The following is a 26427-nucleotide window of genomic DNA, read 5'->3' as shown; positions in this document are numbered from 1 at the left end:
GCTTTTATCAACCGCGGGGGGGGAAGAAAGGCCCACAGCAGGGTTTATCCCTTCCTCAAGATGTACCGCTGAACCTTGCCACTCGGGGTCTTGGGCAGGTTCGGAACAAAGTGCACTGTGCGCGGGTATGCGTGCGCTGCAAACTTCTTCTTCACCAGGGTTTGCAGTTCCTTCTCGAGTTCGTCGTCGCCGTCGACGCCTTCGCGAAGTACGACGAACGCTTCGAGGACCTCACCGCGCAACTCGTCGGGCATGCCCACCACGGCGGCCTCGATGACGTGCTCGTGCATGACCAGCACGCTCTCGACGTCGAAGGGACCGATGCGGTAGCCCGCCATGATGATGACGTCGTCGTCGCGCGAGGAGAAGAAGAAGAATCCGTCCTCGTCCGTCATTCCCGCATCACCGGTGATGTACCAGCGGCCGTCTTCGCTGAATCGCTGCTTCGTCTTCTCCGGCGCATCGACGTACCCGGTGAACCACATCAACGGGCTGTTGTGAGTATCGATCGCCACGCGGCCCTGAGTGCGGGCCGGTGCAATGTCATCCGAATTGTCTTCCAGCACAGCGGCAGACCAACCCGGCAACGGACGGCCCATGGATCCGGGACGGACATCGTCGCGAAGTCCGTCGGCCCAGGCGTTGACGATGAACATGCCGTGCTCGGTCTGGCCGTAGTGATCACGGACCTCGACGCCCAACGAGTTCTTCGACCACGCAACAACATCCGGAGTCAAGGGCTCACCGGCCGAGGAAGCGCGGCGCAGCGAGATGCCTTCCGGAACGGGAGCCTTGTCGGCACGCAGACTGCGGTAGACGGTCGGAGCGGCGGCAAAATTGGTGACACCGAACTTCTCGATGATCTGCCACGTCAGCGGCGCGGAGAATCCGGCGTGCAGCAGAAGGCTTCGCGTGCCGGCGGCAAGCGGGCCGAGCAACGCGTAGTACAGCCCGTACGCCCAGCCCGGATCTGCGGCGTTCCAGAACACGTCGTCCTCTCGGACGTCGAGGCCGAACTCCTGGTATGCGTGGAACGAGGCGAGCGCGCGCACCGGAACCGGCACGCCCTTGGGTGTTCCCGTGGTGCCACTGGTGAACAACTGCACCATCGGTGCGTTACCGCCGACTGCCTGAGCAGCGCCCTTCGGGTCTTCGGCATCCTGAGCTGCGACAAGTGCGTCGAAGTCCAACTCGTCACCGGCCGCGCCGCCCGCGACGATGACCTGCCACGCTGCGTCGGCGGGGATGTCCTCTCCCGGCGCGAGCTTCTCGAGCTGATTGGCGTCGGAAATGACCACCTTCGCGCCGCTGGCGGTCAAGCGGAAAGCGATGGCCGGCGAAGCGAACGCCGTGAACAAGGGCACGTGGACTGCTCCTAGGCGCCAGATTCCGAGGAGCGCGACCACCAGGTCCGCAGACTTACCCATCAAGGTCGCGACGTTGTCACCCGGCTCGACTCCGAGGTCGGCCAGAGCTGCCGCGAAACGCGCCGACTGCTCACGTAGATGACCGTAAGTGAGGTCCACCGAGCTAAGGTCTGCCTCGACGACGGTGAATGCAACGCCATCCGCGGGATGCCGATCGCAGAGCAATTCTGCGGCGCTGGCATGCGGGGTGTCGTACTGGTCCAGCAGCTCGCGCACCCGTGCGGTGGGATCGGTGCTCATCAACTTGCTCCTTATCGATCGTCGTATGGTTGGCCCGACCGGTTACGTTGGCGGCTCGTCATACGTACTGTTCACCCCCTATGATCTAGCTCACAAGAGAACTTCACTACCCCCAGAAAGGGGTACCTGCGTGAACCGACATGCTTCGTCACTTCTGCGCCCCCGCGACGGGGACGCAATGCGAGGTGAACTCCGAACAATCGCAGCTCAGGGCGTTGTTCCCGTGCTGTTCGGAGGCGAGGTCCAGGACGGAACCCTGCACCTGAGCGAATTCGTCGGCACCCGCACCAACAACCTCAAGGGCTTGGCCATCCCGCCGCGCTCGGGCATGGGCGGACGCGTCGTAGCCCAGGGTTCACCGATCACCGTCAACGATTACGGCAATTCGCAGTCCATCACTCATCACTTCGACCGTCCTGTTCTCAGCGAGGGCCTGCATTCGATCATCGCCGTTCCGGTCATGGTTTCGGGAAAATCGCGCGCTGTGCTCTACGCCGCGATCCGCGATTCCGCTCCCTTGGGTGACCGAACAGCAGACGTCATGGTCGGCGCATCCCGGCGTCTCGGGATGGAGTTCGCCATCCGCGACGAAGTCGATCGTCGCCTGCAACTACTGCAGGCCGCCGCCGCGACTACCGCCGACGGTATGTCTTCGGAAGAGATCCGCGGAGTCCACGCCGAACTACGCAGTGTCGCCCAGACCGTCACCGACACCGACTTGCAGACCAAACTCCGCGGACTCTCCCAGCGTTTGGCCAACCTGCTGCGTCCTACCGCCGACGCCGAATCCGACGTCACGCTCACCCCGCGTGAAGTGGACGTTCTCTCTCAGGTCGCACTCGGCTGCACCAACATCGAAGCCGGCCAACGGCTTTCCCTTCGCCCGGAAACAGTCAAGAGCTATCTGCGAAGCGCGATGGGAAAGCTGGACGCGAGCTCACGCCACGAAGCCGTGGTGACCGCCCGGAGGTTGGGACTGCTCCCCTGACGGGTCAGTAGCCTTCAGGCAGGGCGGTGAGCATGTCGCGGGTGACTGCGACGGCGTTGTCCGAACTTCCGCCCCGCACAACCAGAGTCGCGAATGCCAGGTTCCCGCGATAGCCGACGAACCACGCGTGCGATCCCCCTTCGACCTCGGCTTCACCGGTCTTGCCGTACACCTCACCCTGATCTTCGACGCGTTCTGCAGTACCGCTGGTGACCACGAGTCGCATCATGCCGCGCAGGCCGTCGACCATGGCGGGCGAGATCGCCGGGCGCTCACCGTCGATGGTGGTTTCGCGCCCTGAAATCAGTTGCGGCACCGGAGTCGAACCGTTCGCGACCGTCGCCGCTGCCATCGCCATTCCGAACGGACTGACCACGACCTTTCCCTGACCGAACCCGTCTTCGGTCCGCTGCACCAGGTCCGACGCCGGCGGCACCGAACCGGAATCGATGGGCAATCCCACCACGTTGTAGTCCTGGCCGATGCCGAACTGCGCTGCGGCAGTGGTCAACGTGTCTGGTTGCATCTCGCTGGCCAGCTTGGCGAAGGACGTGTTGCACGAACGCGCGAAGGCCGTTGCCATCGGCACCGTGCCGAGTGAGAACTCGTTGTAGTTGGGGACGCTGCGCTCACCGATCTCGATCCGGCCCGGGCATGGCACCATCGTGTCGGGGGTCGCCTGACCGGTCGAAATTGCGGCGCCTGCCGTGATGATCTTGAACGTCGAACCGGGCGGGTACTGACCCATCGTCGCGACCGGTCCGTCGCGGTCTGCTGCCTTGTTCTGTGCGACAGCCAGGATCGCCCCACTCGACGGTTCGATGACCACCATCATCGCCTGATCCTTGTTCACGTTCACGGCACGCTGAGCAGCGATCTGAATGTTGCGATCCAAACTGATACTGAACGACGGAACAGGTTGCGGCGCAGTCTCGGTCAGCACATCGGTGTCGACGCCGTTCTGGTTGACCGTGACGACACTCCAGCCGGCTTTGCCGTCGACCTCGTCGATGATCGTCTTCTTGATCTGCCCGAGAAGGTCGGGCGCGAACTCCGGGTCCGTCGAGACGAGATCCGATTCGTCCGAGACAGATACTCCCGAAATGGCTCCCAGTTGCGCCGATACCTGGTCGTAGTCGTCACTGCGCAGGCGGGTCACCAGATAGTCGCCCTTGACGGCCGTCGAAGATTCGGCGATCGATTGACCCGTCAGCGAAGAATCGAAGCGACCGAGAACACTTGCGAGATTGTTTGCGGAACCGATGATGTCGTTGCTCTTGGAGCGATCGAACTTCACTCGGTAGACGATTCCCGGCACCAGGACGTCGGTCCCCGAATGCTCGTTGACCCGCGCTCGCGGCGCCGCGGTTGCCCGCAACGACATCGTCTGCTTGTCACCGAGACGCGGATGAACGTCCGTCGAACTCCACCGCACGGACCAGTCGCCGTCCTTGCGTCCCATCTGCAGCTCGCCGTCGTACGTCCACACGCGGTCCTTCGGAAGGTGCCACTCGTAGGTGTAGCCGACCGTCGCAGTGTCACCGTTCATCTTCACCGACGTGGTCTCGGCAGTCATCGACTCGGCCTGGAGCGCATCCCAGGTGTCACTCAATACAGGACCCGCGGAGTCAGGCCGGTCCGTCAGTTTTGCTGCCTCGTCGATATCCCTGTCACCGAACGCACTCAGGAACTGCTGCGCGACGGGCTCGGGGCCGGCGGGTTTCGGAGTACACGAACTGATCCCCACCGCCAAGAAAATCACGGTGCAGGAGGCCAACAGTTGGGCCGAGCGACTACGAGAGAAATGCCGAGTGTTCATCGAGCCCCATAGTAGGGCGACAAATGCTCCACCCAGCGTAGGCGCGACCATTGCACGCAGCTTGTACGGTCAGTCGAGCAGCACCGTCGAGAAGGTCGCGACCTGTCGGAACCCCACCCGCGAATAGGTCGACCGCGCAATCGTATTGAAGCTGTTGACGTACAGGCTCGCAATGCGACCGGTCGCCATGATCGACTCCGCTACAGCCGCTGTACCGGTCACGCCGAAGCCCTGCCCACGAAATTCCGGGTTGACCCACACACCCTGGATCTGGCCACAGCGAGCAGACATCGAACCGACCTCCGCCTTGAAAACGACCTGGCCGTCCTCGATGTGCGCCCACGCTCGACCAGCGGCGATCAGGCTAGCGACACGGTGCCGGTATCCGCGCCCACCGTCGTTGGCACGCGGGTCGACTCCGACCTCTTCGATGAACATCGCGATCGCGGCAGGCAGATAGATCTCGAGTTCGTCCGAGCGAACCTGCCGGACCAGCGGATCCGACGGACACGCCAACGGCTCGGAAACCGCGAGCAACGGCTGTTCGGGGCGCACCTCCCGCGCAGTTCCCCAGTCGAGCTCGAGCATCTCCCACAGCGGCAACGCCAATTCGGCGCGGCCGACCACCGACGAGCACATGCGCGGAATCCGACAGGCACGGTCGGCGAATGCCCGAATGTCATCCGGATCGCCTCGAAGCGGAACCAGATTCGCCCCGGCAAAGCACAGTGAGGACAACGGCCCACCTCGACTCCACAGCTCGCCGTGAATCATTCGTGGGTCGACGCCGCATTCTTCGACGCGCGCGGCAATCATGCAGGCCGCCACCGGATCGGCGTCGAGTACCCGTCGGACGTCTTCGAGATCTCGACTTCCGACCTGCTTGGCTCCGAGGAGTTTGAGCATCCGTCAACCCCCTCGACTCGACTGCGCGTCCACGAATATCACTACCCGATCATGATGCACTCAGATTGCCACGAACCTGACACCGACGGGGAAGATTCATCCGGCAATCACTCAACTCACGGTGACGACCGGCGCACCCTCCGAAGCGTCACCCTCCATGCTTTCGGCAATTTTCATCGCCTCTTCGATCAACGTCTCGACGATCTGCGCCTCGGGCACCGTCTTGATGACCTTGCCCTTGACGAATATCTGGCCCTTGCCGTTGCCGGACGCCACACCGAGGTCGGCCTCACGCGCTTCACCCGGTCCGTTCACGACGCAACCCATGACTGCCACGCGCAGCGGGATCTCCATGCCTTCGAGGCCGGCGGAGACCTCGTCGGCGAGTGTGTAGACATCGACCTGTGCACGGCCGCACGAGGGGCAAGAGACGATCTCGAGCTTGCGGGGACGCAGGTTCAGAGACTGCAGAATCTGGTTACCGACCTTGATTTCCTCGGCCGGCGGGGCCGAGAGCGAAACCCGGATGGTGTCGCCGATACCCTCCGCGAGCAGCGCACCGAAGGCGACCGCGGACTTGATCGTGCCCTGAAACGCCGGCCCTGCCTCCGTGACGCCGAGGTGCAACGGATAATCGCATTTGGCGGCGAGTTGGCGGTAAGCCTCGACCATGATCACCGGATCGTTGTGCTTGACGGAGATCTTGATGTCACCGAAGCCGTGCTCTTCGAACAACCCGGCCTCCCACAGCGCGGACTCGACCAACGCTTCGGGCGTCGCCTTGCCGTACTTCTCCATCAACCGAGGATCAAGCGATCCCGCGTTGACACCGATACGAATCGGAATGCCTGCATCACCGGCAGCCTTGGCTACCTCTTTGACACGGCCGTCGAATTCCTTGATGTTGCCCGGATTGACGCGCACCGCAGCGCATCCCGCATCGATTGCCGCGAAGATGTAGCGCGGCTGGAAGTGGATGTCGGCGATAACCGGGATCTGGCTCTTCTTCGCAATGATCGACAACGCGTCCGCGTCTTCCTGACGCGGGCAGGCGACACGGACGATGTCGCAACCGGACGCGGTCAGTTCCGCGATCTGCTGGAGCGTTGCATTGACGTCGTGCGTCTTCGTGGTGCACATGGACTGCACCGAGATGGGGAAATCGCTGCCCACACCTACCGTGCCGACCTGCAGCTGCCGTGTCTTGCGTCGAGGAGCAAGGATCGCTGCGGGTGCCGAGGGCATTCCCAGTCCGATAGGGATGGTCACGTCTGTGCCTTCTTTCATAGCTTCACTGCAAGTTTAGCCGGGCGATCGCCGCACTACCGCGCGGCAACCGTCACCCTTCTCACACGGTCAGAAGATCTTGATCGGATTAACGATGTCAGCCGTGAGTGTCAGCAACATGAACGCGCCACCGATCACGATGAATACGTAAGTAATCGGAAGGAGTCGCGTGTAGTCGACCGGGCCGCCGGGAATCAAGCCTCGGCGGGCGCGGAACCAATCACGGATCTTCTCGTAGAAGACCACCGCGATGTGACCGCCGTCGAGCGGCAACAGCGGCAGGATGTTGAAAACACCGAGGAAGAAGTTGATCGATGCGAGCAGTCCGACGAACGTCGCCCACTGTGCACGGTCCGCCGCTTCACCGCCGATAACGCTGGCACCAACCACGCTGATCGGTGTGTCCTGGGCGCGTTCGCCGCCCGTGATCGACTCCCACAGAGCCCCCACCTTCGACGGAATGTCAGCCAACGCCTTTACCGAGTCGACCATGATCTGGCCGGTGAAGTCGAAGGCCGCCGGAACAGCAGTGAGCGCGTTGTACTCGATCAGATTGCTGACACCCTCAATTCCGACAGCGCCTACCTTTGCCAGTTCCGGCGTTGTGCTGCCGTCTTTGGCTACGTAACGCTCAACCGGCGATACGTCGACCGGAACTTGAACAGTCTCGTCGCCGCGCTCGACTGTGAGCGTGACTGTCCCGGACTTGTCGCGGATCGCCGCGGAAACCTTGGCGAAAGTGTCCGTCGGTTGACCGTCCACCGCGACGATCCGATCGCCGGCAGCAATTCCGGCTGCCTCCGCCGGGCCGGTACCGGTGCAATCCGCGAGTTTCCACCCCTGATCCTGTCCGAGCTGCGTCGGAGCAACACACGTCACGCCCTTGACAACAGGCGGTGCCGGCTCCGTACTGGTTCGACCCCAACCGAGGAGCAATGCGTAGATCAGGAGGAACCCGAGAATGAAGTTCATCGCGATACCGCCGGACATGACGACGACGCGCTTCCACGCCGCCTTCTTGTACATCGCGTGCGGCTCTTCTTCAGGCGTCATCTCGTCGAGGGCCGTCATGCCCGCGATGTCGCAGAATCCGCCCAGCGGCAGCGCCTTGAGGCCGTACTCGGTCTCACCTCGACGGAACGAGAAGATCTTCGGTCCGAAGCCGATGTAGTAGCGGCGAACCTTCATTCCCAAAGCCTTGGCCGTCCACATGTGACCGGCTTCGTGCAGGGCGATGGACACGCCGATGCCGAGGGCAAACAGCACTACGCCCAGTGCAAAAACCATGAAAGCTCTAGCCCTCCTGCTTCACGAGCTGACGCGCTCGTGTGCGTGCCCAGCCGTCTGCGGCCAGAACGTCGTCCACGGTAACCGGTTCTGCGGACCATTGACCTGCATCGTCGAGAACAGCAGCCACCGTGCGGACGATCGCCGGGAAGGAAATGACACCGTCGAGGAATGCCTGAGCCGCCACTTCGTTGGCCGCGTTGTAGATCGCGGTGAAGCAACCTCCGGATTTGCCTGCGCTTCGCGCCAGATCGACGGCGGGGAACACCGACGAATCGAGCGGCTCGAATTCCCAGGTGGAGGCGGTGGTGAAGTCGCATGCCGACGCCGCACCTTCGATGCGGTCCGGCCAGCCGAGAGCGAGAGCAATCGGGAGCTTCATGTCCGGTGGACTCGCCTGTGCCAGCGTCGATCCGTCGAAGAAGGTCACCATGGAATGCACGATCGACTGCGGATGCACGGTGACGTCGATGCGGTCGTAGTCGATCCCGAACAGCAGGTTCGTCTCGATCAACTCGAGGCCCTTGTTGACCAGAGTTGCCGAGTTGAGGGTGTTCATGGGGCCCATCGACCAGGTGGGGTGCGCTTTTGCCTGAGCCGGATTCACACTTTCGAGATCCTCGGCGCTCCAGCCACGGAACGGCCCACCCGAAGCGGTGAGAACCAACCGGGCCACCTCGTCGCCTGTTCCACCACGTAGGCACTGGGCAAGCGCCGAATGCTCCGAGTCGACCGGCACGATCTGACCCGGGGCGGCGGCTTTCGTCACCAGCGCTCCGCCGGCGACAAGCGATTCCTTGTTCGCCAGCGCCAGGCGCGCTCCCGAGTTCAAAGCCGCCAGTGTCGGTTCGAGTCCCAAAGAACCGACGAGCGCATTGAGGACAACATCGGCACCGCTGTCCCGAACCAGTTCCGTCACGGCGCTCGGTCCCGAACGGGCGGTTACCGATTCCAGCGCCGATGCCGCTGCAGGATCGGCGACGGCGACGTCCGTGACGCCGGTTGCACGAATCTGTTCGGCCAACAACTCGACGTTGTTGCCGCCCGCTGCAAGACCGACTACTTCGAAACGGTCGGGGTTGGCAGCGATGACCTCCAGCGCTTGGGTACCGATCGAACCGGTACTGCCGAGGAGGAGGACGCGGGTACGTGTGGTTTCCTGCACTCGCCCATTGTTCCTGATAACACCTGAGAACAACCTTATCGACGCCCAACTACGTACGACAGGCAGTCGTATGTCACCATATTGGGCAGTAGTGCAACCGAATGAGCAGGAGGATCGACCGTGGCCGATACCCAGTTGGACGTCAAGTCCAGCGCCCCCGTCGTGGTCTCGCACGTCGATGAGGCCGAGGTTCCCTCTGCCGCATGGGGGTGGAGTGGTGAAGGACTCAAGTTTTTCCGTTTCCTCGGATGGTTCTTCGCAATATTCCTGCTTCTGATGATGATCGGAAACCATCACGGCAAGGTCGAGGATCTGTGGCTCATCGGCACCGCCGGATTGATGATCTTCATTCTGGTCCGCGACATCGTCATCCGTCGCCGCCCGCGCTAGAAACCTGACAAAGAGAAGGCCTCCACCAACGAAAGTTCGTGGAGGCCTTCTCTTTACGTGTTTCAGGCCTGGAACGCTTCAGTTCTCGGCTGCCAGCTGGCCACAGGCTGCGGCGATTTCCTGACCGCGCGTATCGCGCACCGTGCACGAGACGCCCTGGGCGATGACCCGACGCACGAACTCACGCTCGACGTCCTTGGGGCTCGCGTCCCACTCGCTGCCCGGAGTGGGGTTGAGCGGAATCAGGTTGACGTGCACCAACCCGCCGAGTGCTTTCTTCAGCTTCTTGCCCAGCATGTCCGCGCGCCACGGCTGATCGTTGACGTTCTTGATCATCGCGTACTCGATGGACACACGGCGACCGGTCTTGTCTGCGTAGTACCGGGCAGCCTGAAGTACCTCCGACACTGACCAGCGATTGTTGACCGGGACAAGAGTGTCGCGCAGTTCGTCGTCCGGTGTGTGCAGCGATACCGCCAGCGTGACGCTCAGGCCTTCGTCAGCGAGCTTGCGGATAGCGGGAGCTAGGCCGACGGTCGAGACCGTGACGGACCGCTGAGACAGGCCGAGGCCGTCGGGTGCAGGCGAGGTGATCCGTCGTACCGCTGCCACCACGCGCTTGTAGTTCGCCAAAGGCTCGCCCATACCCATGAACACGACGTTCGAGAGGCGTCCGGGGCCGCCGGCAACTTCACCGTCGCGCATGGCAGCCGCTGCCTCGCGAACCTGATCGACGATCTCGGCGGTCGAGAGGTTGCGGTCGAGGCCGCCCTGACCCGTCGCACAGAACGGGCAGGCCATTCCGCAGCCTGCCTGACTCGAGATGCAAAGTGTTGCCCGGTCGGGATAGCGCATCAAGACGCTTTCGAGCAGCGTTCCGTCATGTGCCTTCCACAGGGTCTTGCGAGTGTCGCCCGAATCGCACGCGAGGTGCTTGATCGGGGTCAACAAGGTCGGGAACAGCGACTCCCCAACCTTCTCGCGCACCGATGCGGGGAGATCGGTCATCTTCTCCGGATCGGCTTCCAGCCGCGCGTAGTACTGACGCGCCAGCTGATCGGCCCGGAAAGCCGGAAGGCCGAGCTCCTTCACCGCTTCTTTGCGCTCGGCGGAATCGAGATCGGCGAGGTGCCGTGGAGGCATTCCGCGCTTGGGTGCAGTGAAAACGAGGGGAAGAGAGGCAGCCATAGTTACACCATTGTCCCATTGTTTTGGGGTGCTACACCACTGCCACCCGATTGTGGCCGGATTACCCGTGCAACTTCGCGCAGGTTGAGTGATGATCATGTCATGTCAACCACACCAGAGGATCCGTCGAATTCCCCCGTGTACGGCCCAGCCGACGGTTTCGGCCCCGATCCGGAACTTCCGAAGGTGGACGAGAACAAGGCAGTGGAAAAACACGATCCGGAACCGACACCGACGCCTGAACCGGTGCCGACCGGAACGTCGGTCACCGACCGAACCAGGGCTGCGACGACCTGGGTTGGCCTGGTCATAGGCGCAATTGTGCTGATCTTACTGCTGGTGTTCATCCTGCAGAACCTCGAGAGCGTCTCCGTCAAGATCCTCGCCTGGCAGATCGACTTTCCGCTCGGAATCACGATCCTGCTTTCCGCCATCGCGGGCGCGTTGATCATGGCGTTGGCAGGTGGCGTTCGCATCATTCAGATCCGGCGCGCAGCGAAGCGGCAGATGTGACTGAAATCTAGTTACGCAATTGGGTCGATCGATGGGCCAGCAGGCATCATTGATGTCGTGGAAATCACCGGAAAGGCCCTGATGTGACTACTCACATGGAGAGACCTGTGACCTCGCGAATTGCCCCGCAGCAGGCAAGATCCTGGCTCCTCGTCCCCGCGTCCAAACCGGACACCTTCGACGCCGCACTCGCGAGTGCGGCCGACGCCGTCATTCTCGACCTCGAGGATGCCGTCACCGCACCCAACAAACCAGCTGCCCGCCGCGATGTCGCCGCATTCCTGAGCGAACACAATCACGCCTGGGTTCGGATCAACGACGCCACGACACCGTTCTGGGAAGAGGATCTGGCCGTACTCGCGGGCCTCCCCGGACTCGAGGGTGTCATGCTCGCAAAGACCGAAAGCGGTCAGCAGGCCGACGCCACGGCCGAGCGACTTCCCGACGGCACCAAGATTCTTGCTCTCGTCGAATCCGCGGTGGGACTCGAGGCTGCGCCCGAGATCGCACGCACTGACGGCATCTTCCGTCTCGCATTCGGCAGCGGCGACTTCCGGCGCGACACTGGGATGGACGACTCCCCCACGTCGATGTCGTACCCGCGTTCGCGGCTCACCATCGCCAGCCGCGCGGCACGCATCGCTCCGCCGATCGACGGTCCCACGCTCGGCCCCGATCTGGATCTGCTCGCCCGAGACTGTGCGATCACCTTGTCACTCGGCATGGCCGGCAAACTCTGCATGACCACCGCGCAGACTGCCCCCGTCAACGCGGGACTGAGTCCCTCCGTGGCCGACGCGATCTGGGCTCAGAATGTCATCGACGATCTCGGCGAAGATGGCTCACGCGTGCGCGACGGCAGCGACTTGCCCAAGCTCGCCAAGGCGAAGAAGATTCACAAGCTCGCCACCCTGTTCCACATCCCCACCGATCACTGATTTTTTTACTACTGAATCGGTGCAGAAAACGTCAGGCGCTCAAGTCGGAGCGCCTGACGTTCGTCTTTTGAGCCCGCCTTCACGCAAGTTCGAGTGATCGTGGTTTGGACCGAACATGGATCCGGTATCGCACCGTGAAGCCCAATCCCGTTACTTGCGAGAACGCACGCTCGGCAGTCTTCTCGGTGAACTCGATTCCGAGTACCCGCCGCATATCGTCTCGATTCTCGAACTCCCACCGGGTCTCGACGCGCGTGAGCGAGAATCCTTGAGCCTCGAAGAACGCTTCGACCGCCGCGGGATCGTATTTGGGCAGATCCGCCCTCATCCACTCCCCGTACGGGCCGGCGCTCACATCGAGATCCACGATCAGCAGGGCTCCCCCGGGCCTCAGGATGCGCATTGCTTCACGAATTCCCGGGCCGCAGCCTTTTCCGAAGAAGTACGCCGTACGGGCATGGACGAGATCGACTGAAGCATCCACCAGACCCGTGGACTCTGCTGAACCCTGGACTACGTCGATCGACGCCGAATCGCGGGTTCGTTCCCGCGCGGCCTTCACCAGCGGTGCGTGCGGCTCCACTCCGACAACACGACGGGCAGTACGAGCGAACTCCGGTAGATGGAACCCCGCCCCACAGCCGACATCGACGACATCGCGTCCAGTCCAGTCGACCCGGGCTCGCATCGCCGCCCAGAGGGAACCGTCGACGTCCTGCGCGCGGTTCTCGATTTCGTACACGTCCGGCCAATGCCAGATGTTCGGACTGGGAATGGGCTTGGATCGGCCGGAGAAGAAATCACGCACGAGAAATCAGACGAGTGCGTACAGAATCAGCCAGGTGACAAATGCCGACGGCAGGAGTGAATCCAGGCGGTCCATGATTCCGCCGTGGCCGGGAAGCAAGGTTCCCATGTCCTTGATGCCGAGTTCACGCTTGATCTGCGATTCGATCAGGTCGCCGACCGTCGCGACTACCACCAGGACGACACCGAGCAGGACGCCGATCATCGAATTCGCGTCGAGTATCAACGTCACCGAAAGCAAACTGCCGATGACGCAGAAAATGAGGGAGCCGACGAATCCCTCCCAGGACTTCTTCGGGCTCACAGCGGGCACCATCGGATGCTTCCCGAACAGCACTCCAGCCGCGTAGCCGCCGATGTCGGAGCACACGACACCGATCATCAGGACGAAGACGCGACCGGGGCCGTCGTCTTCGAGCACCATCAACGCACCGAATGACGCCAACAGCGGGATCCACGCCAGAACGAACACCGTGATGGAGGTGTCTCTCAGGAAGTTCTTCGGGGTCGCCTTGAGGCCGTGGTCGAACAACCGCCACACCATGCATACCAGGACGGTCGCGGTGAATCCGCTGAGCACCCCGACCGGTCCCCACGGCCAGCCGAGCCAGATCGTGGCTTGCCCGCCGACGAGAAGCGGAATTCGCGGCACCTCGATGTCGGCTTCACGAAGCCGCGTGGTGACCTCCCACGTCGCGATGAACATCGCGATCGCAACGACGGCGATCCATCCGGGGGGCAGGAAGATCAAAGTGCCGATGACCAAGGCGCCGAGGCCAGCTCCGACGCCGATGGCGGCAGGTAGGTTCCTGCCCGCCTTCGACTTCGGCGGTTGCGCGCCCTCAGCGCCGCCCGTAGGCCCGTCCGTGACGGGACCACCGGCGGTTCCCTCTTGTGCGTGCACCCAAACTCCCTGATCTACTCCCGACGACAAACACTGCAAATGAGGAGGCTATACCTCCATCAACTCTGCTTCCTTGTGCTTGACGAGTTCCTCGACCGTGTGCACGTACTTCGCCGTGGTCTTGTCGAGTTCTTTCTCTGCGCGACCGACCTCGTCCTCGCCGGCTTCACCGTCCTTCTGGATCCGGCCGAGTTCGTCCATCGCCTTGCGGCGGATGTTGCGCAGCGTGACCTTCGAATCCTCGCCCTTGGACTTGGCCTGCTTCACCAGTTCACGTCGACGCTCTTCCGTGAGCTGCGGAACCGAAATGCGGATGATGCTGCCGTCGTTGGACGGGTTCACACCGAGATCCGAGTTGCGGATCGCCGTCTCGATCGCGTTGAGCTGCGAAGCCTCGTACGGCTTGACGATGACCATGCGGGCCTCGGGGACGTTGATGCTCGCGAGCTGCGTGATCGGCGTGATCGAACCGTAGTAGTCGATCACGATGCGCGAGAACATACCGGGGTTCGCGCGTCCGGTGCGAACCGAGCCGAGATCGTCCTTGGCTACCGTGACAGCCTTTTCCATCTTCTCTTCTGCCTCGAAGAGCGCTTCATCGATCACGGCTGTTCCTCCATGTTGTTCTGCATCATTTTTTGGGTGTCACTCACGACTTGATCAGGGTGCCGATCTTCTCACCGGACACCGCGCGAGCGATGTTTCCTTCGGTGAGGAGGTTGAACACCATCATCGGCATCGAGTTGTCCATGCACAGGCTGAATGCCGTCGCGTCCGCGACCTTGAGCTCACGTTCGATGACCTCACGGTGCGTGATCTGTTCGTACATCGTCGCGTCCGGGTCGAGACGCGGGTCGGCCGAGTAGACGCCGTCGACAGCCTTGGCCATCAGCACTACCTCGGCACCGATCTCCAGCGCGCGCTGCGCAGCAGTGGTGTCGGTGGAGAAGTAGGGCATACCCATCCCGGCACCGAAGATGACTACGCGCCCCTTCTCGAGGTGCCTGCGTGCGCGAAGGGGGAGGTACGGCTCGGCGACCTGGCCCATGGTGATGGCCGTCTGCACGCGAGAATCGACGCCCGCCTTCTCCAGGAAATCCTGCAGAGCGAGGCAGTTCATGACGGTGCCTAGCATGCCCATGTAGTCGGAGCGCGCGCGATCGAGGCCACGCTGCTGCAGTTCCGCCCCGCGGAAGAAGTTTCCGCCGCCGATGACCACTGCAACCTGTACGCCCGATCGAACGACCTCTGCGATCTGCTCAGCCACCTTGGTGACCACGTCGGGATCGAGACCGACTTTGCCGCCTCCGAACATTTCGCCGCCGAGTTTGAGCAGGACCCGCTTGAATCCTGGACGTTCGTTGGCTGGTTCGGACATTGTTCTCCTCAGTTCGATACAAGACCTTGTAGGTCCTTCATTCTTCTTCTGCCGCCGAATCGGACACCGCGGCATAGGAAAGCCCCCGGGACTCGTCCCGAGGCACTCTCATCCTGCCTCATCGGAGGCCCCAGGTACACGTAGACCCCGCCGGTAGAGCAAATGCTCTTCAGGCGGGGTCCATGTGTGCGGGCTCCGAATTAAGCGGAGGCGCCGACCTCGAAACGCACGAAGCGCTTGATGGTCACGCCTGCCTCGTCGAGGATCGCCTTGACGGTCTTCTTGGAGTCCGTGACCGAAGACTGCTCGGTCAGAACGACGTCCTTGAAGTAACCGTTGACGCGGCCTTCGATGATCTTCGGCAGTGCCTGCTCGGGCTTGCCTTCTGCGCGGGCGGTCTCTTCGGCGATGTGACGCTCGGAAGCGACGATCTCCTCGGGAACCTCGTCACGCGTGACGTACTTCGCCTTGAGTGCTGCGACCTGCATTGCAGCGCCGCGAGCGGCCTCAGCAGCAGCATCGCCTTCACCGGTGTACTCGACGAGAACGCCGACAGCGGGCGGCAAGTCGGAGCTGCGCTTGTGCAGGTAAACGGCAACGGGGCCGTCGAAGGAAGCGACGCGGCTCAGTTCGAGCTTCTCACCGATCTTCGCGGACTGCTCCGCAATGACGGTGTCGATGGTCTTGCCGTCGAGCTCGAGCGCCTTGAGAGCGTCGAGGTCAGCAGGCTTACCAGCAGCAGCGACGGTCACGATCTCGTCGGCCAGCTTGATGAACTCGTCGTTCTTGGCGACGAAGTCGGTCTCGCAGTTGATCTCGATCATGACGCCGTCCTTGGCGACGACGAGACCCTCAGCGGTGGTGCGCTCTGCGCGCTTTCCGACATCCTTCGCGCCCTTGATGCGCAGCTGCTCGACGGCCTTGTCGAAATCGCCGTCTGCATCTGCGAGTGCGTTCTTACATGCCATCATTCCGGAGCCGGTGAGCTCACGGAGCCGCTTGACGTCAGCGGCGGTGTAGTTCGCCATGATTAGCGAGCCTCCTCATGTGTCTGTTTCGGACCTAGGACTAACGGTGAAGCACGGCCTAACGGTGAAGCACGGCCTGACGGTGGTGCTCGGGCCTAACGGTGAAACGGCCCTGACCAAAAGAACTCTTGGTCAGGGCCGGTTTCAACGAATCAGGCCTCGGTGGCCGGTGCCTCTGCGGCGGGGGCTGCCTCAGCCTCTGCAGCCGGAGCTGCCTCAGCCTCTGCGGCCGGAGCTGCCTGCGAGAGCAGTTCCTGCTCCCACTCGGCGAGGGGCTCGCCTGCGCCGGCTTCGGGCTTCGCGTCCTTGTCGGCGCTCAGTCCTGCACGTGCCTGCACACCTTCGGCAACCGCGGAAGCGACAACCTTGGTCAGCAGTGCTGCGGAACGGATGGCGTCGTCGTTGCCCGGGATCGGGTAGTCGACGAGGTCGGGGTCGCAGTTGGTGTCCAGGATCGCGATGACCGGGATGTTCAGCTTGCGAGCCTCGGCAACTGCCAGGTGCTCCTTGTTGGTGTCGACGATCCACACCGCGGAAGGAACCTTGGCCATGTCGCGGATACCACCAAGGGTGCGATCCAGCTTGGTCATCTCACGCGTGAGCATGAGGATTTCCTTCTTGGTGCGACCTTCGAATCCACCGGTCTGCTCCATTGCCTCGAGCTCCTTGAGGCGAAGCAGACGCTTGTGAACGGTGGTGAAGTTGGTGAGCATGCCGCCGAGCCAACGCTGGTTGACGTAGGGCATTCCGACGCGAGTCGCTTCGGAAGCGATGGACTCCTGCGCCTGCTTCTTGGTACCGACGAAGAGAACGGTGCCGCCGTGGGCAACGGTCTCCTTGACGAACTCGTACGCCTTGTCGATGTACGTCAGCGTCTGCTGGAGGTCGATGATGTAGATGCCGTTGCGGTCGGTCAAGATGAATCGCTTCATCTTCGGGTTCCAGCGACGGGTCTGATGTCCGAAGTGGGTTCCACTATCGAGCATCTGCTTCATGGTTACGACAGCCATGGCTGTGTACCTCAAACTTTCAATCCGGTTGATGCAGGCGATCGGGTGATCCCTGCCCTGGCACCCGCACGGCCGTCGGACCTGTTTCGTGAGAACCAGGACCAGCCGAGGCCGGAAAACGTGCGCGGGCGCGCGAAGTCGGACTGTGCGAGCACAGACCGCTCGACAAGTGTACGTCCTCGTCCCCCGATGCCATAACCACCCCGGAAGCAACAGACCGAACCGGCGGTTGTGGATCGGCGGTTACCTTGTGGATTACCCGTCTGATCTGCATTGAAGCGTGCGCTACTCCACGCAAGATCAAGGAATGACGATGTTGCGCGGAGCTCGACGAGGCGTGGCCTTCGCCGTGATCTCCTGCTGTGTCGCCGTAGGCACGGCGTCAGCAGACACGCGATTCGACTGGCCGCTCGCTCCTCGGCCGCACGTGGAACGCGCTTTCGACAAACCGGCCGAGAACTGGCTGCCGGGTCATCGCGGGGTCGATCTCGGCGGCAGCGCCGGCCAATCCGTCCTCGCGGCCGGTGACGGCATCGTGGTGTTCGCGGGAGTGGTCGCCGGAAAGCCGACGGTGTCGATCGATCATTCCGGCGGCCTACGCACGACCTACGAACCCGTCACCGCAGTCGTTCGCACAGGTGAACGCGTCGCAGCCAGGTCAGTGATCGGAACCCTCGAAACCGGGCACGAAGGGTGCGCTGTCGAAGCATGTTTGCACTGGGGCTTGCGCAGAGGACGCGAGTATCTCGATCCACTCGGACTGGTTCGGTCGCAACCGCTCAGGCTCAAGCCATTGAAAGGAGGCTGATCGGTCGCAGAAATCGGTCGCAGAATCAGTGCCACTCGGAAACGGCGTGCCGACCCACAGCGTCCGCGAAGTCGTCGGCCACCATCGCTGCCAGTTCCATGAACGCTCGTCTGGTGGCCGGTCGCATCAATTCGAGGTCCATCACCGACCCCTCCGCGAGATGCTCGTCGAAAGGAATGACCTCGACGGCGCGGCATCGACGCATGAAATAGTCCACCAACGCGTCCATGTCGATGACGCTCGACCCTGGTCTGGCGGCGCTGATGACGACGACGGTCCGCTCGACCAGATGGCCGTATCCGTGCAACTGAAGCCAGTCGAGCGTTGCCGCTGCACTGCGCGCTCCGTCGATTGCCGGCGAACTGACCAGAACCAACGAATTGGCAAGATCGAGAACGCCGTTCATCGCCGAGTGCATGATCCCGGTACCGCAATCAGTGAGGATGATGTTGTAGTAGACCTGCAAGATGTCGATGACCTGGCGATAGTCGGCCTCGCTGAATGCCTCCGAAATCGCCGGATCCTGCTCACTCGCCAGCACCTCGAGACGACTCGACGACTGGGATGTGTGCACTCGAACGTCCGAATAGCTCTTTATGTCCGGTCTAGCAGCAATCAGATCGCGCACTGTCGAATTGGTCTGCAGCGGAACACGTTGTGCCAAGGTCCCGAAATCGGGATTGGCGTCAACCGCCACGACGCAGTCACCACGCAGCGAAGCAAACGTCGCACCGAGTCCGACCGTGACCGTCGTCTTGCCCACTCCCCCTTTGAGCGAGAGCAGAGCGACTCGGTAGTCGTTGCGGATCGGCTGCTCGATTCGGGCGGCCAGTGCACGGTTGCGCTGTTCGTTGGTCGAATCCCCCAGATTGACCACACCTCCGGTCGCACGATGCAATCCCCTACGCCAGCCGCCACGCGGCGTCCGTTTCGGGCGTTTCAGTAAAGCTTCGGCAACCAGATCCTGGTTTGTCACCTGCTGTTGGCTCGACGGTGGCGGTGGCGTGGACCAGACCTCTTGCAGTCGCGCCACAGGCTCCGGCGTCGGCGCCGGCTCGGGAGCCGGTTGCGGCGATTCGGACAGCCAGGCTGGTTGGCCGCTGTTCGGCAGGTGCTTCACATCTTGGCGGTTCACGAATCCCCCGGATATCGCATGTAATCGAGTGTCTCGACACGACGATCGAACTTTGCCGATTGTTCACTCTTCTGAGCTGCGACGCTACCAAATACCAGCCGAGAACTCGCGTCGCTCCACAAATCAGGCGCGCGGATGGGCCTGATCGTGGACGGATCGAAGCCGTTCGACCGACACGTGCGTGTACAGCTGAGTGGTCGCCAAACTCGCATGACCGAGGAGTTCTTGGACCACACGAAGGTCCGCACCACCCTCCAGCAAATGTGTCGCAGCCGAGTGCCGAAGCCCGTGCGGACCCATGTCGGGAGCCCCTGGAATTGCAGCCATGGTTTCGTGGACCACCGAACGCGCCTGACGCTGATCGAGCCGGCCGCCTCGAACTCCGAGGAGCAACGCTCGCCCGGATCGATCCGAACACAGCGCGGGTCGTCCGTGCTCCAGCCAGCCGTTCAGTGCCGATTCTGCGGGCAGGCCGTATGGCACCGACCGCTCCTTGTTCCCCTTGCCGAGAACACGAAGCAATCGTCGATCGGCATCGACCGACTCGACGTCCAGTCCACACAACTCGCCGACGCGAATTCCGGTGGAGTACAACAATTCCACGATGAGTCGGTCTCGCAGGGCGAGCGGCTCTTGTTGCTGCGCACCGCTTTCCGCCGCATCCATTGCGTCGAGGGCCTGGCTCTGACGCAGCACCGTCGGCAGCGTCCGGCGAGCTGGTGGAGCCGCCAGACGTGTGCCCGGGTCGACGGAAATGCGTCCGGTCTGCGCGAGCCACGCAGTGAACCCACGCGCCGAAGAAGCCCGTCGAGCTACCGTCGTACGGGCTGTTCCTACGGCATTCTGGGCGGCCAACCACGAACGCATGACACTTAGGTCGAGGCGGTCGAGATCTGCATTCTCCGAACCCGCGGAGAAATGGGTCAGCAATGCCCGCGCGTCACCGACGTAGGCGCGGATCGTGTGTTCCGACCGGCCTCGGCTCAGTCGGAGGTGCTCGGCATACGCATCGAGGTGAACGCTCAAGCTCGCCGGCAATGCGTCAGTCATGAACACACGCTCGCTCGCCGCGATTGAAACTGCAAGCTCCCTCGCCGATAGGGTTGATCGGTGAATCGAGCAATTCCTCTGAAGATGTTGTGCGTACTGGCACTGATTTCCGCAATCGCTCCACTGTCCATCGACATGTACCTGCCCGGCCTACCGTTGATGGCGGATGCACTCGACACTACTGCGGCCAGCGTTCAGCTCACGCTGACCACCTTCATGGCAGGCCTCGGAATCGGCCAGCTGATCATCGGTCCGATCTCCGACGGACTTGGCAGGCGACGAATACTGCTGGCCGCGACAATCATCACGGCACTGAGCGGCGCGGCATGCGCGGTGGCGCCGAACATCGAGTTTCTCATCGGTGCACGACTCGTCCAGGGCTTGAGTGGAGGCGCTGCCATCGTTCTTGCCCGCGCTTGTATTGCCGACCGAGCGCGCGGCGACGACGCAGCGAAGCTCTTCAGCATCATGATGATCATCGGCGGTATCGCTCCCGTCGTCGCGCCACTGATCGGCGGCGCACTTCTCGGCCCCGTCGGGTGGCGCGGGATCTTCTGGGTCCTGGCGGTCGCGGGCGCTGTAATGGTGGCTGGTGTCGTTTTGCTCGTTCCCGAGACACTTCCGCCCGAGCAACGCCACGGCGGCGGATTGAAGGCCCTGATCTCGAATCTGCGATACGTGGTCCGCAATCGGCACTACCTCGGATATGCGCTCGCATTCGTCTTCGGATTCGGCGCCTTGTTCGCGTACATCTCCGCGTCACCGTTCGTCGTTCAGAACGTTCTCGGGCTGAGTCCGTCACAATTCTCGATCGCGTTCGCAGTGAACGCCACCGGAATGGTCACGGCAGCGATGATCACCACTCGCCTGCTCGGTCGCGTCGGAGCACGCACGCTGCTGCGTTTCGGGGTGTGCCTACTCCTCATGGGCGGCGCCGTATTGTTCTGCACCAGCGTGGTTTTCAGTTCCACGAATACCTGGTTGATCTTGGTCCCACTGTTCGTGGCAATTTCGAGCATCGGGTTCATCATGGGCAATGCGACCGCTCTCGCCCAAGGAGAGGTCACCAACGCGGCCGGGACCGGTTCAGCGCTGATGGGAGCGGGCCAGTTCGGCTTGGCGGCGCTGGTTTCGCCGTTGGTGGGAATTGCGGGAGAAGACACGGCAGTTCCGATGGCAATCGCAATTCCCACCTTCGGAGTTCTCGCGGCCGTTGCGCTCGTGTTGCTGACTCGCGGCACGGCCGCCGCGAGTTAGTTTTCGGCCGCAGCGAGTTCGGACTTCCAGACCCGGAAGCCCTCTTCGGTGCGACCACGACGCCAATAGCCGGAAATAGAAGCAGCCGACGCTGGGACATTTCGTTCCTTGCGAATGTACGGCCGGAGGTTGTGCATGACGGCTTGCGCTTCACCGTGAATGAACACGTGCGGTTCGCCCGGCAACCACTCGAGCGCCTTGACCGCGGCGACAACCGGAGCGTTGTCGCCCGCCAATTCTTCGCCGACCGCGTCGGACGATGCCCCGCGATGCAGCCAGGTCACGGCAATACCTTCTGGGGCATCGAGCGCGATTTCGTCTTCCGGTCCCCCGACCTCGACGACGGCGTAGCCGACCGCATTCGGCGCCAATCGCGCTATCGACGCGGAAATAGCGGGTATTGCGGTCTCGTCTCCGACGAAGAGATACCAATCAGCGGTTGGTGACGGCGAAAACGCGCCACCGGGTCCCCGCAGAGTAATCTCAGCGCCCGGCTGAACTGACGCGGCCCACGGACCTGCGACACCCATGTCGCCGTGGACGACAAAATCGATTGCAATCTCTTTGGCATCAAGATCGTACGAACGAATCGTGTAGGTGCGCAGTGTCGGCTGATCAGGAGTGCCGAATTCGATCTTTACATAGGAATCGCTGTATTCGCTGGGAGTGAACGACTCGAAGCCTGGTCCCCCGAGAAACACTCGTACCATATGGGGGGTCAATTGTTCGGTCCGCAGAACCGTCAATGCAGTTGTCGGCTTGGCCACAGAAAGATCCTTCCGAAAGTTAGTGTTACCTAACTAATGTACACGACAATTGCAGCACGAGGGCGAAATACCTCGCCGGCGACTCCACATAGCGCTCTGTCGACCTTTGTGCAGAGCGAAAGAAACCGACCAATCTGCTGGGTAAATTCGGTGCTGTTTAGACGAATTATCTGATCAGCTTCACACGGACGACCTGTCGGACAAAGCTGTCCGAGAACTCGGCAAAGCAACAGTAAAATACACCTCTGGCTCCCGGCGAGTTCGCCGAGAGCCAGAGGTGTATTTAATTCAATCTAGTGTGCAGCGTCGAAAGCGTCGATGATTTCCGCTTTGATACGCCCACGCGGAGCAACTTCGTAACCGTTCTTACCTGCCCAGTCACGGATGGCCTGGAGCGTCTCCTTGGAGCGTCCGGAACCTGATGTGGCCTGCGGAGATGCAGCCTGAGCCTTCTTGCCGCGCTTCCCGCTCACCTTCGCAGCAGCCTCCACGAACGGCTTCACCGCAGCGTCGAACTTCTCTGCATTGGTGGCGCGCAGATCGATCACGTAATCCGTTCCCTGGTAAGAGAACTCAATTCGATCACCGAATCCATCGTCAATCGGCTTACCATCAAGGTCGTCGATGAGTTGCCGAATCAGCTTCTCAGCCATTGCACTCCTCTTTCAATGATCGATTCAATTCTCCTTCACAATACACAGATAGAGCGTTGATGAACAAAAGAAGTTCGAAAGCCTTCACCGTTTCCGAACAGACTCAATGGTCCGAATTAGCAGCGGGTTAGCGGCATTGCCTCGACCGAACACGACCCTGAAAATTCTGCACATTCATCCCTCGGATGCCGGGTGTCAATCAATGCCCGCCGTCATCGTGATCCAGACTAATCGGACTTCCACGCACATTGACCTGAGGCTTTCCTGAGACCCGTCGAACTTGCAGGTCGGGTCGGCGAAAGCATCGAGAATTACATTGCACACAGTCGAGCAAATTCGTGAAAGATAGCCCTGACGTGCCATTTTCGATGCGCTGCGGGTATTGACGATTCACGGTCTTCACAAACGATTAGTGAGCATCGCCACGCATGGTCTGACGGGCGCAGAAGTAGTTCACGTACTACCGCGTCCGAAACCAACCACTGGAATCAGAACTTGCAAATCCCTCCAGTTCGAGCAGAGGAAGAGTGGCACGAACCTGAGCTATGAGCAATCCCGATTCCTCGGACAACTCACGCGTACTGCGAGACCCCGTTCCCGGCAATGCTTCGTATACCAATCGAGAATTGCCTCGCAATGCGTCGATGTCACGCGTCGCGGCCGCATCCTCCGCGGAATCCCCGACACCAAATGGGCCTGACGCTTCGACTACATCCACGGCATTGGAAACGAGTTGCGCTTCACCTTCGCGGATCATCCGGTGACATCCGGTCGACGATGCCGAGGTAACCGGTCCGGGCACCGCCATCACGGGACGGCCTAACTTCCGAGCCCAATTGGCGGTATTGCGTGCACCACTGCGCCAACCCGCCTCGACCACCACTACTCCGTCCGACAACGCAGCTACCAGTCGATTCCTTGCCAGAAACCGGAACTTTGCAGGTGTTGTGCCCGGTGGATATTCACTTATCACTGCACCCGAACTCGCTATCTGTTTGAGTAGTCGCGCATGCCCTGACGGATACGCTCGATCCACGCCACAGGCCAAGACAGCCAGTGTGGTTCCACCTACGCCCAATGCAGCGCGGTGCGCGGCCCCGTCGATACCGAAGGCCGCCCCGGAAATCACGGTCCATCCGTCGACAGCCAGGTCACCGGCAATCTCTGCCGTCACGTGTTCGCCGTACGCAGTAGATGCTCGCGTGCCGACAATCCCAACCGACCTCTCGGTCAGATCAACCAAATCCCCGGACCCCAACACCCACAACACAAATGGCGCCGTCTCACCCCCGGAGGCATCGAGTCCGTCGAAGGAAAGCATTCGCCACGCCGGCCAATCGGCGCAGTTCGGTGTTACGAGCCTGCCACCCATCGCCTCCATCAGGTCGAGGTCTCGTTGGGCTGTGTCGATGTGAGCGCGGGCTCGTGTCTTCTCCTCGATCGCGGGTGGCAGATCGCCGTTGCGGACCGCCCTCGCAGTTTCTTCGACCCCGAGCTCGTCGATCAACATGGACATATACGCGCTTGGGCCCTGCACGACGCGGGACAGATATGCCCAAGCGAGTAGTCGCGGATCGTGCGCAGTCATTGGAATCCCCTGTCTCGGAAGTCGAGTGCGGTGACAACTTGGTCTGGTCCGGGCATCGCCTCACCTGCCAGATCGGCGACACTCCAGGCAACCCGCAACGCTCGGTCCGCCCCACGAGCAGTGATGACACCTTTACGCAGCGCCCGTTCCACCGGCGCCAGCGCTGCACGCGAGAGTCTGAACTTCTGTCTCAACGCCGGCCCTGGCACCTCCGCGTTGGTCCGCCACCCGTACTCACTCCACCGCTGGGCTGCAGTGTCTCGAGCTGCCGCCACGCGCGCACGAACATCGCTGGTGCTTTCCCCCACTTCGTCGATCAGCGCTCCGGTTGCTACCGCCTGCATCCGGACCCTGATGTCGACTCGGTCCAACAACGGGCCAGACAATTTCCCCAGGTAACGGCGACGCGCCGCGGGTGCGCAGACGCAGTCCGCGTCTCGCGGCGGCGCGCATGGGCACGGATTCGCGGCCAGGATCAGCTGGAACCGCGCCGGGTACCGAGCAACTCCGTCCCGCCGGGCGATTCGCACTTCCCCGTCTTCGAGTGGTGTGCGTAGCGCTTCGAGCACCTTCACCCCGATCTCGGCACATTCGTCGAGAAACAGCACGCCGCGATGGGCGCGGCTGACCGCACCAGGACGAGCCATCCCACTACCACCACCCACCAGCGAACTGACCGACGAACTGTGATGCGGCGCAATGAAAGGCGGCATATCGATCAACGGCCGATCCTCCGGCAACACCCCCGCCACCGAATGAATCGCCGTCACCTCCAACGACTCCCCCTCCGTCAACGGCGGAAGAATCCCCGGAAGCCTCTGCGCCAACATCGTTTTCCCGATCCCCGGCGGACCCGTCAACATCAAATGATGCGCACCCGCCGCAGCAACCTCGATCGCCCACCGAGCATCCGTCTGCCCGACAACCTCACTCAAATCCCGCACCGCCACCACACCAGCACGCTCGAAAACATCAGGAACAGCAAGCGCCAACTCCCCACGCAACCACCCGATCACCGCGGACAGATCGTCAGCGCCCAGCACCTCGATCCCCTTCACCAAGCCCGCCTCAGCCAACGCCCGAGCCGGAACCACCACAGTCCCCCACCCCGCCCGCTTCGCCGCAAGCACCGCAGGCAACACACCACGCACCGTCCGCAAACGACCGTCGAGCGCCAACTCCCCCAAAAACACAGTCTCCCGCAACAACTTCCGCGGCAACTTCTTCGCCGCATCGAGAACTGACAACGACAAAGCCAAATCGTAAACACTGCCCACCTTCGGCAACGTCGCCGGCGACAACGCCAAAATCACCTTGCTGTCCGGCCACTCCTCACCAGAATTGGTCACCGCCGCTCGAATCCGATCACGCGACTCGTGCAACGCCGTATCAGGCAGCCCCACCAAATGCACCGCAGGCAACCCGCGCCCGATATCCGCCTCGATCTCCACTATCTGCCCGTCCACACCACTGACCGCAACAGAATGCGCCCGCCCCAACGCCATCAGAACGCATCCACAAAATGCTCGACCGAAGGCACGCCGTCCCGGCCGATCAACACCGCCACCACATCGAAACGGACCCTCGACCACGACCGGCCCGAATCAGTGAGCCAGTGCATCGCCAACACCCGAATCCGACGCTGCTTCGCGAACGTCACCGACTCCGCCGGACTCCCGTACCCGGCACCCGAGCGAGTCTTCACCTCCACGAACACAATTCGATCACCGGACGTCGCAACAACATCCAACTCGCCGTACCGACAACGCCAATTGCGTTCGACAATCTCCAAACCCGCATCAATCAGGAACTCGACAGCCACATCCTCGCCCCGAGCCCCCAACGCCATATTCCTCGCCATCGCAGCCCCCACCACTCACACCCCGCGCCCGCC

General features: G+C 62.1%; 26 protein-coding genes. 6 read left to right on the top strand and 20 right to left on the bottom strand.

The genetic code is table 11. From position 1 onward, the window contains the following. Positions 1–44: 44 nt before the first annotated feature. Positions 45–1667 carry an AMP-binding protein gene (locus AC1Q6C_RS13120; RefSeq protein ID WP_007734891.1) on the bottom strand — a complete coding sequence of 541 codons (1623 nt, stop codon included), beginning with the start codon at positions 1665–1667 and terminating at the stop codon, positions 45–47. A 178-nt stretch (positions 1668–1845) separates the two neighbouring features. Here AC1Q6C_RS13120 and AC1Q6C_RS13115 point away from each other — a divergent pair, with 178 nt between their 5' ends. Further along, positions 1846–2655 carry a LuxR C-terminal-related transcriptional regulator gene (locus tag AC1Q6C_RS13115; RefSeq protein ID WP_042450799.1) on the top strand — a complete coding sequence of 270 codons (810 nt, stop codon included), beginning with the start codon at positions 1846–1848 and terminating at the stop codon, positions 2653–2655. Positions 2656–2659: 4 nt separating this feature from the next. Here AC1Q6C_RS13115 and AC1Q6C_RS13110 read toward each other — a convergent pair whose 3' ends face one another. The 5 genes from AC1Q6C_RS13110 to dxr form a co-directional block, all read right to left on the bottom strand. Further along, on the bottom strand, positions 2660–4474 hold the full coding sequence (locus tag AC1Q6C_RS13110) for a penicillin-binding transpeptidase domain-containing protein (RefSeq protein ID WP_042450801.1): 1815 nt from the start codon (positions 4472–4474) through the stop codon (positions 2660–2662). A gap of 69 nt (positions 4475–4543) precedes the next feature. Next, positions 4544–5380 (bottom strand): GNAT family N-acetyltransferase, encoded by an 837-nt coding sequence (locus AC1Q6C_RS13105; RefSeq protein WP_003942692.1) that lies wholly within the window; start codon positions 5378–5380, stop codon positions 4544–4546. A 111-nt stretch (positions 5381–5491) separates the two neighbouring features. Further along, a complete protein-coding gene (gene ispG / locus AC1Q6C_RS13100; protein WP_007734888.1) occupies positions 5492–6649 on the bottom strand; it encodes a flavodoxin-dependent (E)-4-hydroxy-3-methylbut-2-enyl-diphosphate synthase in 1158 nt (385 codons plus the stop codon). An 87-nt stretch (positions 6650–6736) separates the two neighbouring features. Next, complete coding sequence (locus AC1Q6C_RS13095; protein ID WP_007734886.1) at positions 6737–7954, bottom strand: M50 family metallopeptidase; 1218 nt, start codon at positions 7952–7954, stop codon at positions 6737–6739. Between the two features lie 7 nt (positions 7955–7961). Next, a complete protein-coding gene (dxr, locus tag AC1Q6C_RS13090) occupies positions 7962–9119 on the bottom strand; it encodes a 1-deoxy-D-xylulose-5-phosphate reductoisomerase (protein ID WP_054187754.1) in 1158 nt (385 codons plus the stop codon). A gap of 120 nt (positions 9120–9239) precedes the next feature. Between dxr and AC1Q6C_RS13085 the strand changes: the two genes are divergently transcribed. Beyond that, positions 9240–9509 carry a DUF2631 domain-containing protein gene (locus AC1Q6C_RS13085; protein WP_003942762.1) on the top strand — a complete coding sequence of 90 codons (270 nt, stop codon included), beginning with the start codon at positions 9240–9242 and terminating at the stop codon, positions 9507–9509. 78 nt (positions 9510–9587) lie between these two features. On the opposite strand, the gene rlmN is transcribed toward AC1Q6C_RS13085, so the two are convergent. Next, complete coding sequence (rlmN, locus tag AC1Q6C_RS13080) at positions 9588–10697, bottom strand: dual-specificity RNA methyltransferase RlmN (protein ID WP_003942816.1); 1110 nt, start codon at positions 10695–10697, stop codon at positions 9588–9590. A 102-nt stretch (positions 10698–10799) separates the two neighbouring features. Between rlmN and AC1Q6C_RS13075 the strand changes: the two genes are divergently transcribed. Beyond that, positions 10800–11210 carry a LapA family protein gene (locus AC1Q6C_RS13075; RefSeq protein ID WP_073512295.1) on the top strand — a complete coding sequence of 137 codons (411 nt, stop codon included), beginning with the start codon at positions 10800–10802 and terminating at the stop codon, positions 11208–11210. 95 nt (positions 11211–11305) lie between these two features. Then, positions 11306–12148, top strand: coding sequence for an HpcH/HpaI aldolase/citrate lyase family protein (locus AC1Q6C_RS13070; RefSeq protein WP_030535660.1), 843 nt, complete (start codon positions 11306–11308; stop codon positions 12146–12148). A gap of 79 nt (positions 12149–12227) precedes the next feature. Here AC1Q6C_RS13070 and AC1Q6C_RS13065 read toward each other — a convergent pair whose 3' ends face one another. The 6 genes from AC1Q6C_RS13065 to rpsB form a co-directional block, all read right to left on the bottom strand. Beyond that, positions 12228–12956 (bottom strand): class I SAM-dependent methyltransferase, encoded by a 729-nt coding sequence (locus AC1Q6C_RS13065; protein WP_058038631.1) that lies wholly within the window; start codon positions 12954–12956, stop codon positions 12228–12230. 6 nt (positions 12957–12962) lie between these two features. Continuing rightward, on the bottom strand, positions 12963–13859 hold the full coding sequence (locus AC1Q6C_RS13060) for a phosphatidate cytidylyltransferase (protein ID WP_003942673.1): 897 nt from the start codon (positions 13857–13859) through the stop codon (positions 12963–12965). A 48-nt stretch (positions 13860–13907) separates the two neighbouring features. Next, positions 13908–14465 carry a ribosome recycling factor gene (gene frr, locus AC1Q6C_RS13055; RefSeq protein ID WP_003942777.1) on the bottom strand — a complete coding sequence of 186 codons (558 nt, stop codon included), beginning with the start codon at positions 14463–14465 and terminating at the stop codon, positions 13908–13910. A gap of 43 nt (positions 14466–14508) precedes the next feature. Then, positions 14509–15237, bottom strand: coding sequence for a UMP kinase (gene pyrH / locus AC1Q6C_RS13050; protein WP_003942722.1), 729 nt, complete (start codon positions 15235–15237; stop codon positions 14509–14511). 200 nt (positions 15238–15437) lie between these two features. Continuing rightward, the gene (tsf, locus tag AC1Q6C_RS13045; protein WP_007734877.1) at positions 15438–16265 is read right to left on the bottom strand and encodes a translation elongation factor Ts; all 828 of its coding nucleotides are present in this window, start codon (positions 16263–16265) and stop codon (positions 15438–15440) included. Positions 16266–16417: 152 nt separating this feature from the next. Beyond that, positions 16418–17275: a 30S ribosomal protein S2 gene (gene rpsB / locus AC1Q6C_RS13040; protein ID WP_003942709.1), complete on the bottom strand. Its 858-nt coding sequence runs from the start codon at positions 17273–17275 to the stop codon at positions 16418–16420. 307 nt (positions 17276–17582) lie between these two features. On the opposite strand from rpsB, the gene AC1Q6C_RS13035 reads away from it, so the two are divergent. Beyond that, on the top strand, positions 17583–18083 hold the full coding sequence (locus AC1Q6C_RS13035) for a M23 family metallopeptidase (protein WP_047271297.1): 501 nt from the start codon (positions 17583–17585) through the stop codon (positions 18081–18083). A 25-nt stretch (positions 18084–18108) separates the two neighbouring features. Here the strand turns inward: AC1Q6C_RS13035 and AC1Q6C_RS13030 are convergent, their stop codons facing one another. Beyond that, entirely contained in the window at positions 18109–19218 is a 1110-nt protein-coding gene (locus AC1Q6C_RS13030) for a MinD/ParA family ATP-binding protein (protein WP_003942711.1), read from the bottom strand. A 123-nt stretch (positions 19219–19341) separates the two neighbouring features. Continuing rightward, entirely contained in the window at positions 19342–20268 is a 927-nt protein-coding gene (locus AC1Q6C_RS13025) for a tyrosine recombinase XerC (RefSeq protein WP_003942767.1), read from the bottom strand. An 84-nt stretch (positions 20269–20352) separates the two neighbouring features. Between AC1Q6C_RS13025 and AC1Q6C_RS13020 the strand changes: the two genes are divergently transcribed. After that, the gene (locus AC1Q6C_RS13020) at positions 20353–21525 is read left to right on the top strand and encodes a multidrug effflux MFS transporter (protein ID WP_492666708.1); all 1173 of its coding nucleotides are present in this window, start codon (positions 20353–20355) and stop codon (positions 21523–21525) included. Here AC1Q6C_RS13020 and AC1Q6C_RS13015 read toward each other — a convergent pair. The 5 genes from AC1Q6C_RS13015 to AC1Q6C_RS12995 form a co-directional block, all read right to left on the bottom strand. After that, positions 21522–22292, bottom strand: a complete 771-nt coding sequence (locus AC1Q6C_RS13015; protein WP_007734868.1) for a siderophore-interacting protein — start codon at positions 22290–22292, stop codon at positions 21522–21524. The two genes, AC1Q6C_RS13020 and AC1Q6C_RS13015, sit on opposite strands and share 4 nt — an antisense overlap. A 293-nt stretch (positions 22293–22585) precedes the next feature. After that, positions 22586–22945, bottom strand: a complete 360-nt coding sequence (locus AC1Q6C_RS13010) for a histone-like nucleoid-structuring protein Lsr2 (protein ID WP_003942721.1) — start codon at positions 22943–22945, stop codon at positions 22586–22588. A 460-nt stretch (positions 22946–23405) separates the two neighbouring features. After that, the gene (dprA, locus tag AC1Q6C_RS13005) at positions 23406–24533 is read right to left on the bottom strand and encodes a DNA-processing protein DprA (protein WP_007734867.1); all 1128 of its coding nucleotides are present in this window, start codon (positions 24531–24533) and stop codon (positions 23406–23408) included. Then, entirely contained in the window at positions 24530–26038 is a 1509-nt protein-coding gene (locus AC1Q6C_RS13000; RefSeq protein ID WP_007734866.1) for a YifB family Mg chelatase-like AAA ATPase, read from the bottom strand. Before AC1Q6C_RS13000 ends, dprA begins: the two co-directional genes overlap by 4 nt. Continuing rightward, positions 26038–26394 (bottom strand): YraN family protein, encoded by a 357-nt coding sequence (locus AC1Q6C_RS12995; RefSeq protein ID WP_039973464.1) that lies wholly within the window; start codon positions 26392–26394, stop codon positions 26038–26040. Before AC1Q6C_RS12995 ends, AC1Q6C_RS13000 begins: the two co-directional genes overlap by 1 nt. Between the last annotated feature and the right edge of the window lie 33 nt (positions 26395–26427).

Source organism: Rhodococcus sp. MT28 (genome assembly GCF_058792695.1).
The sequence above is the reverse complement of the archived record's forward strand: the minus strand, read 5'-3'. Positions and strand labels throughout refer to the sequence as shown.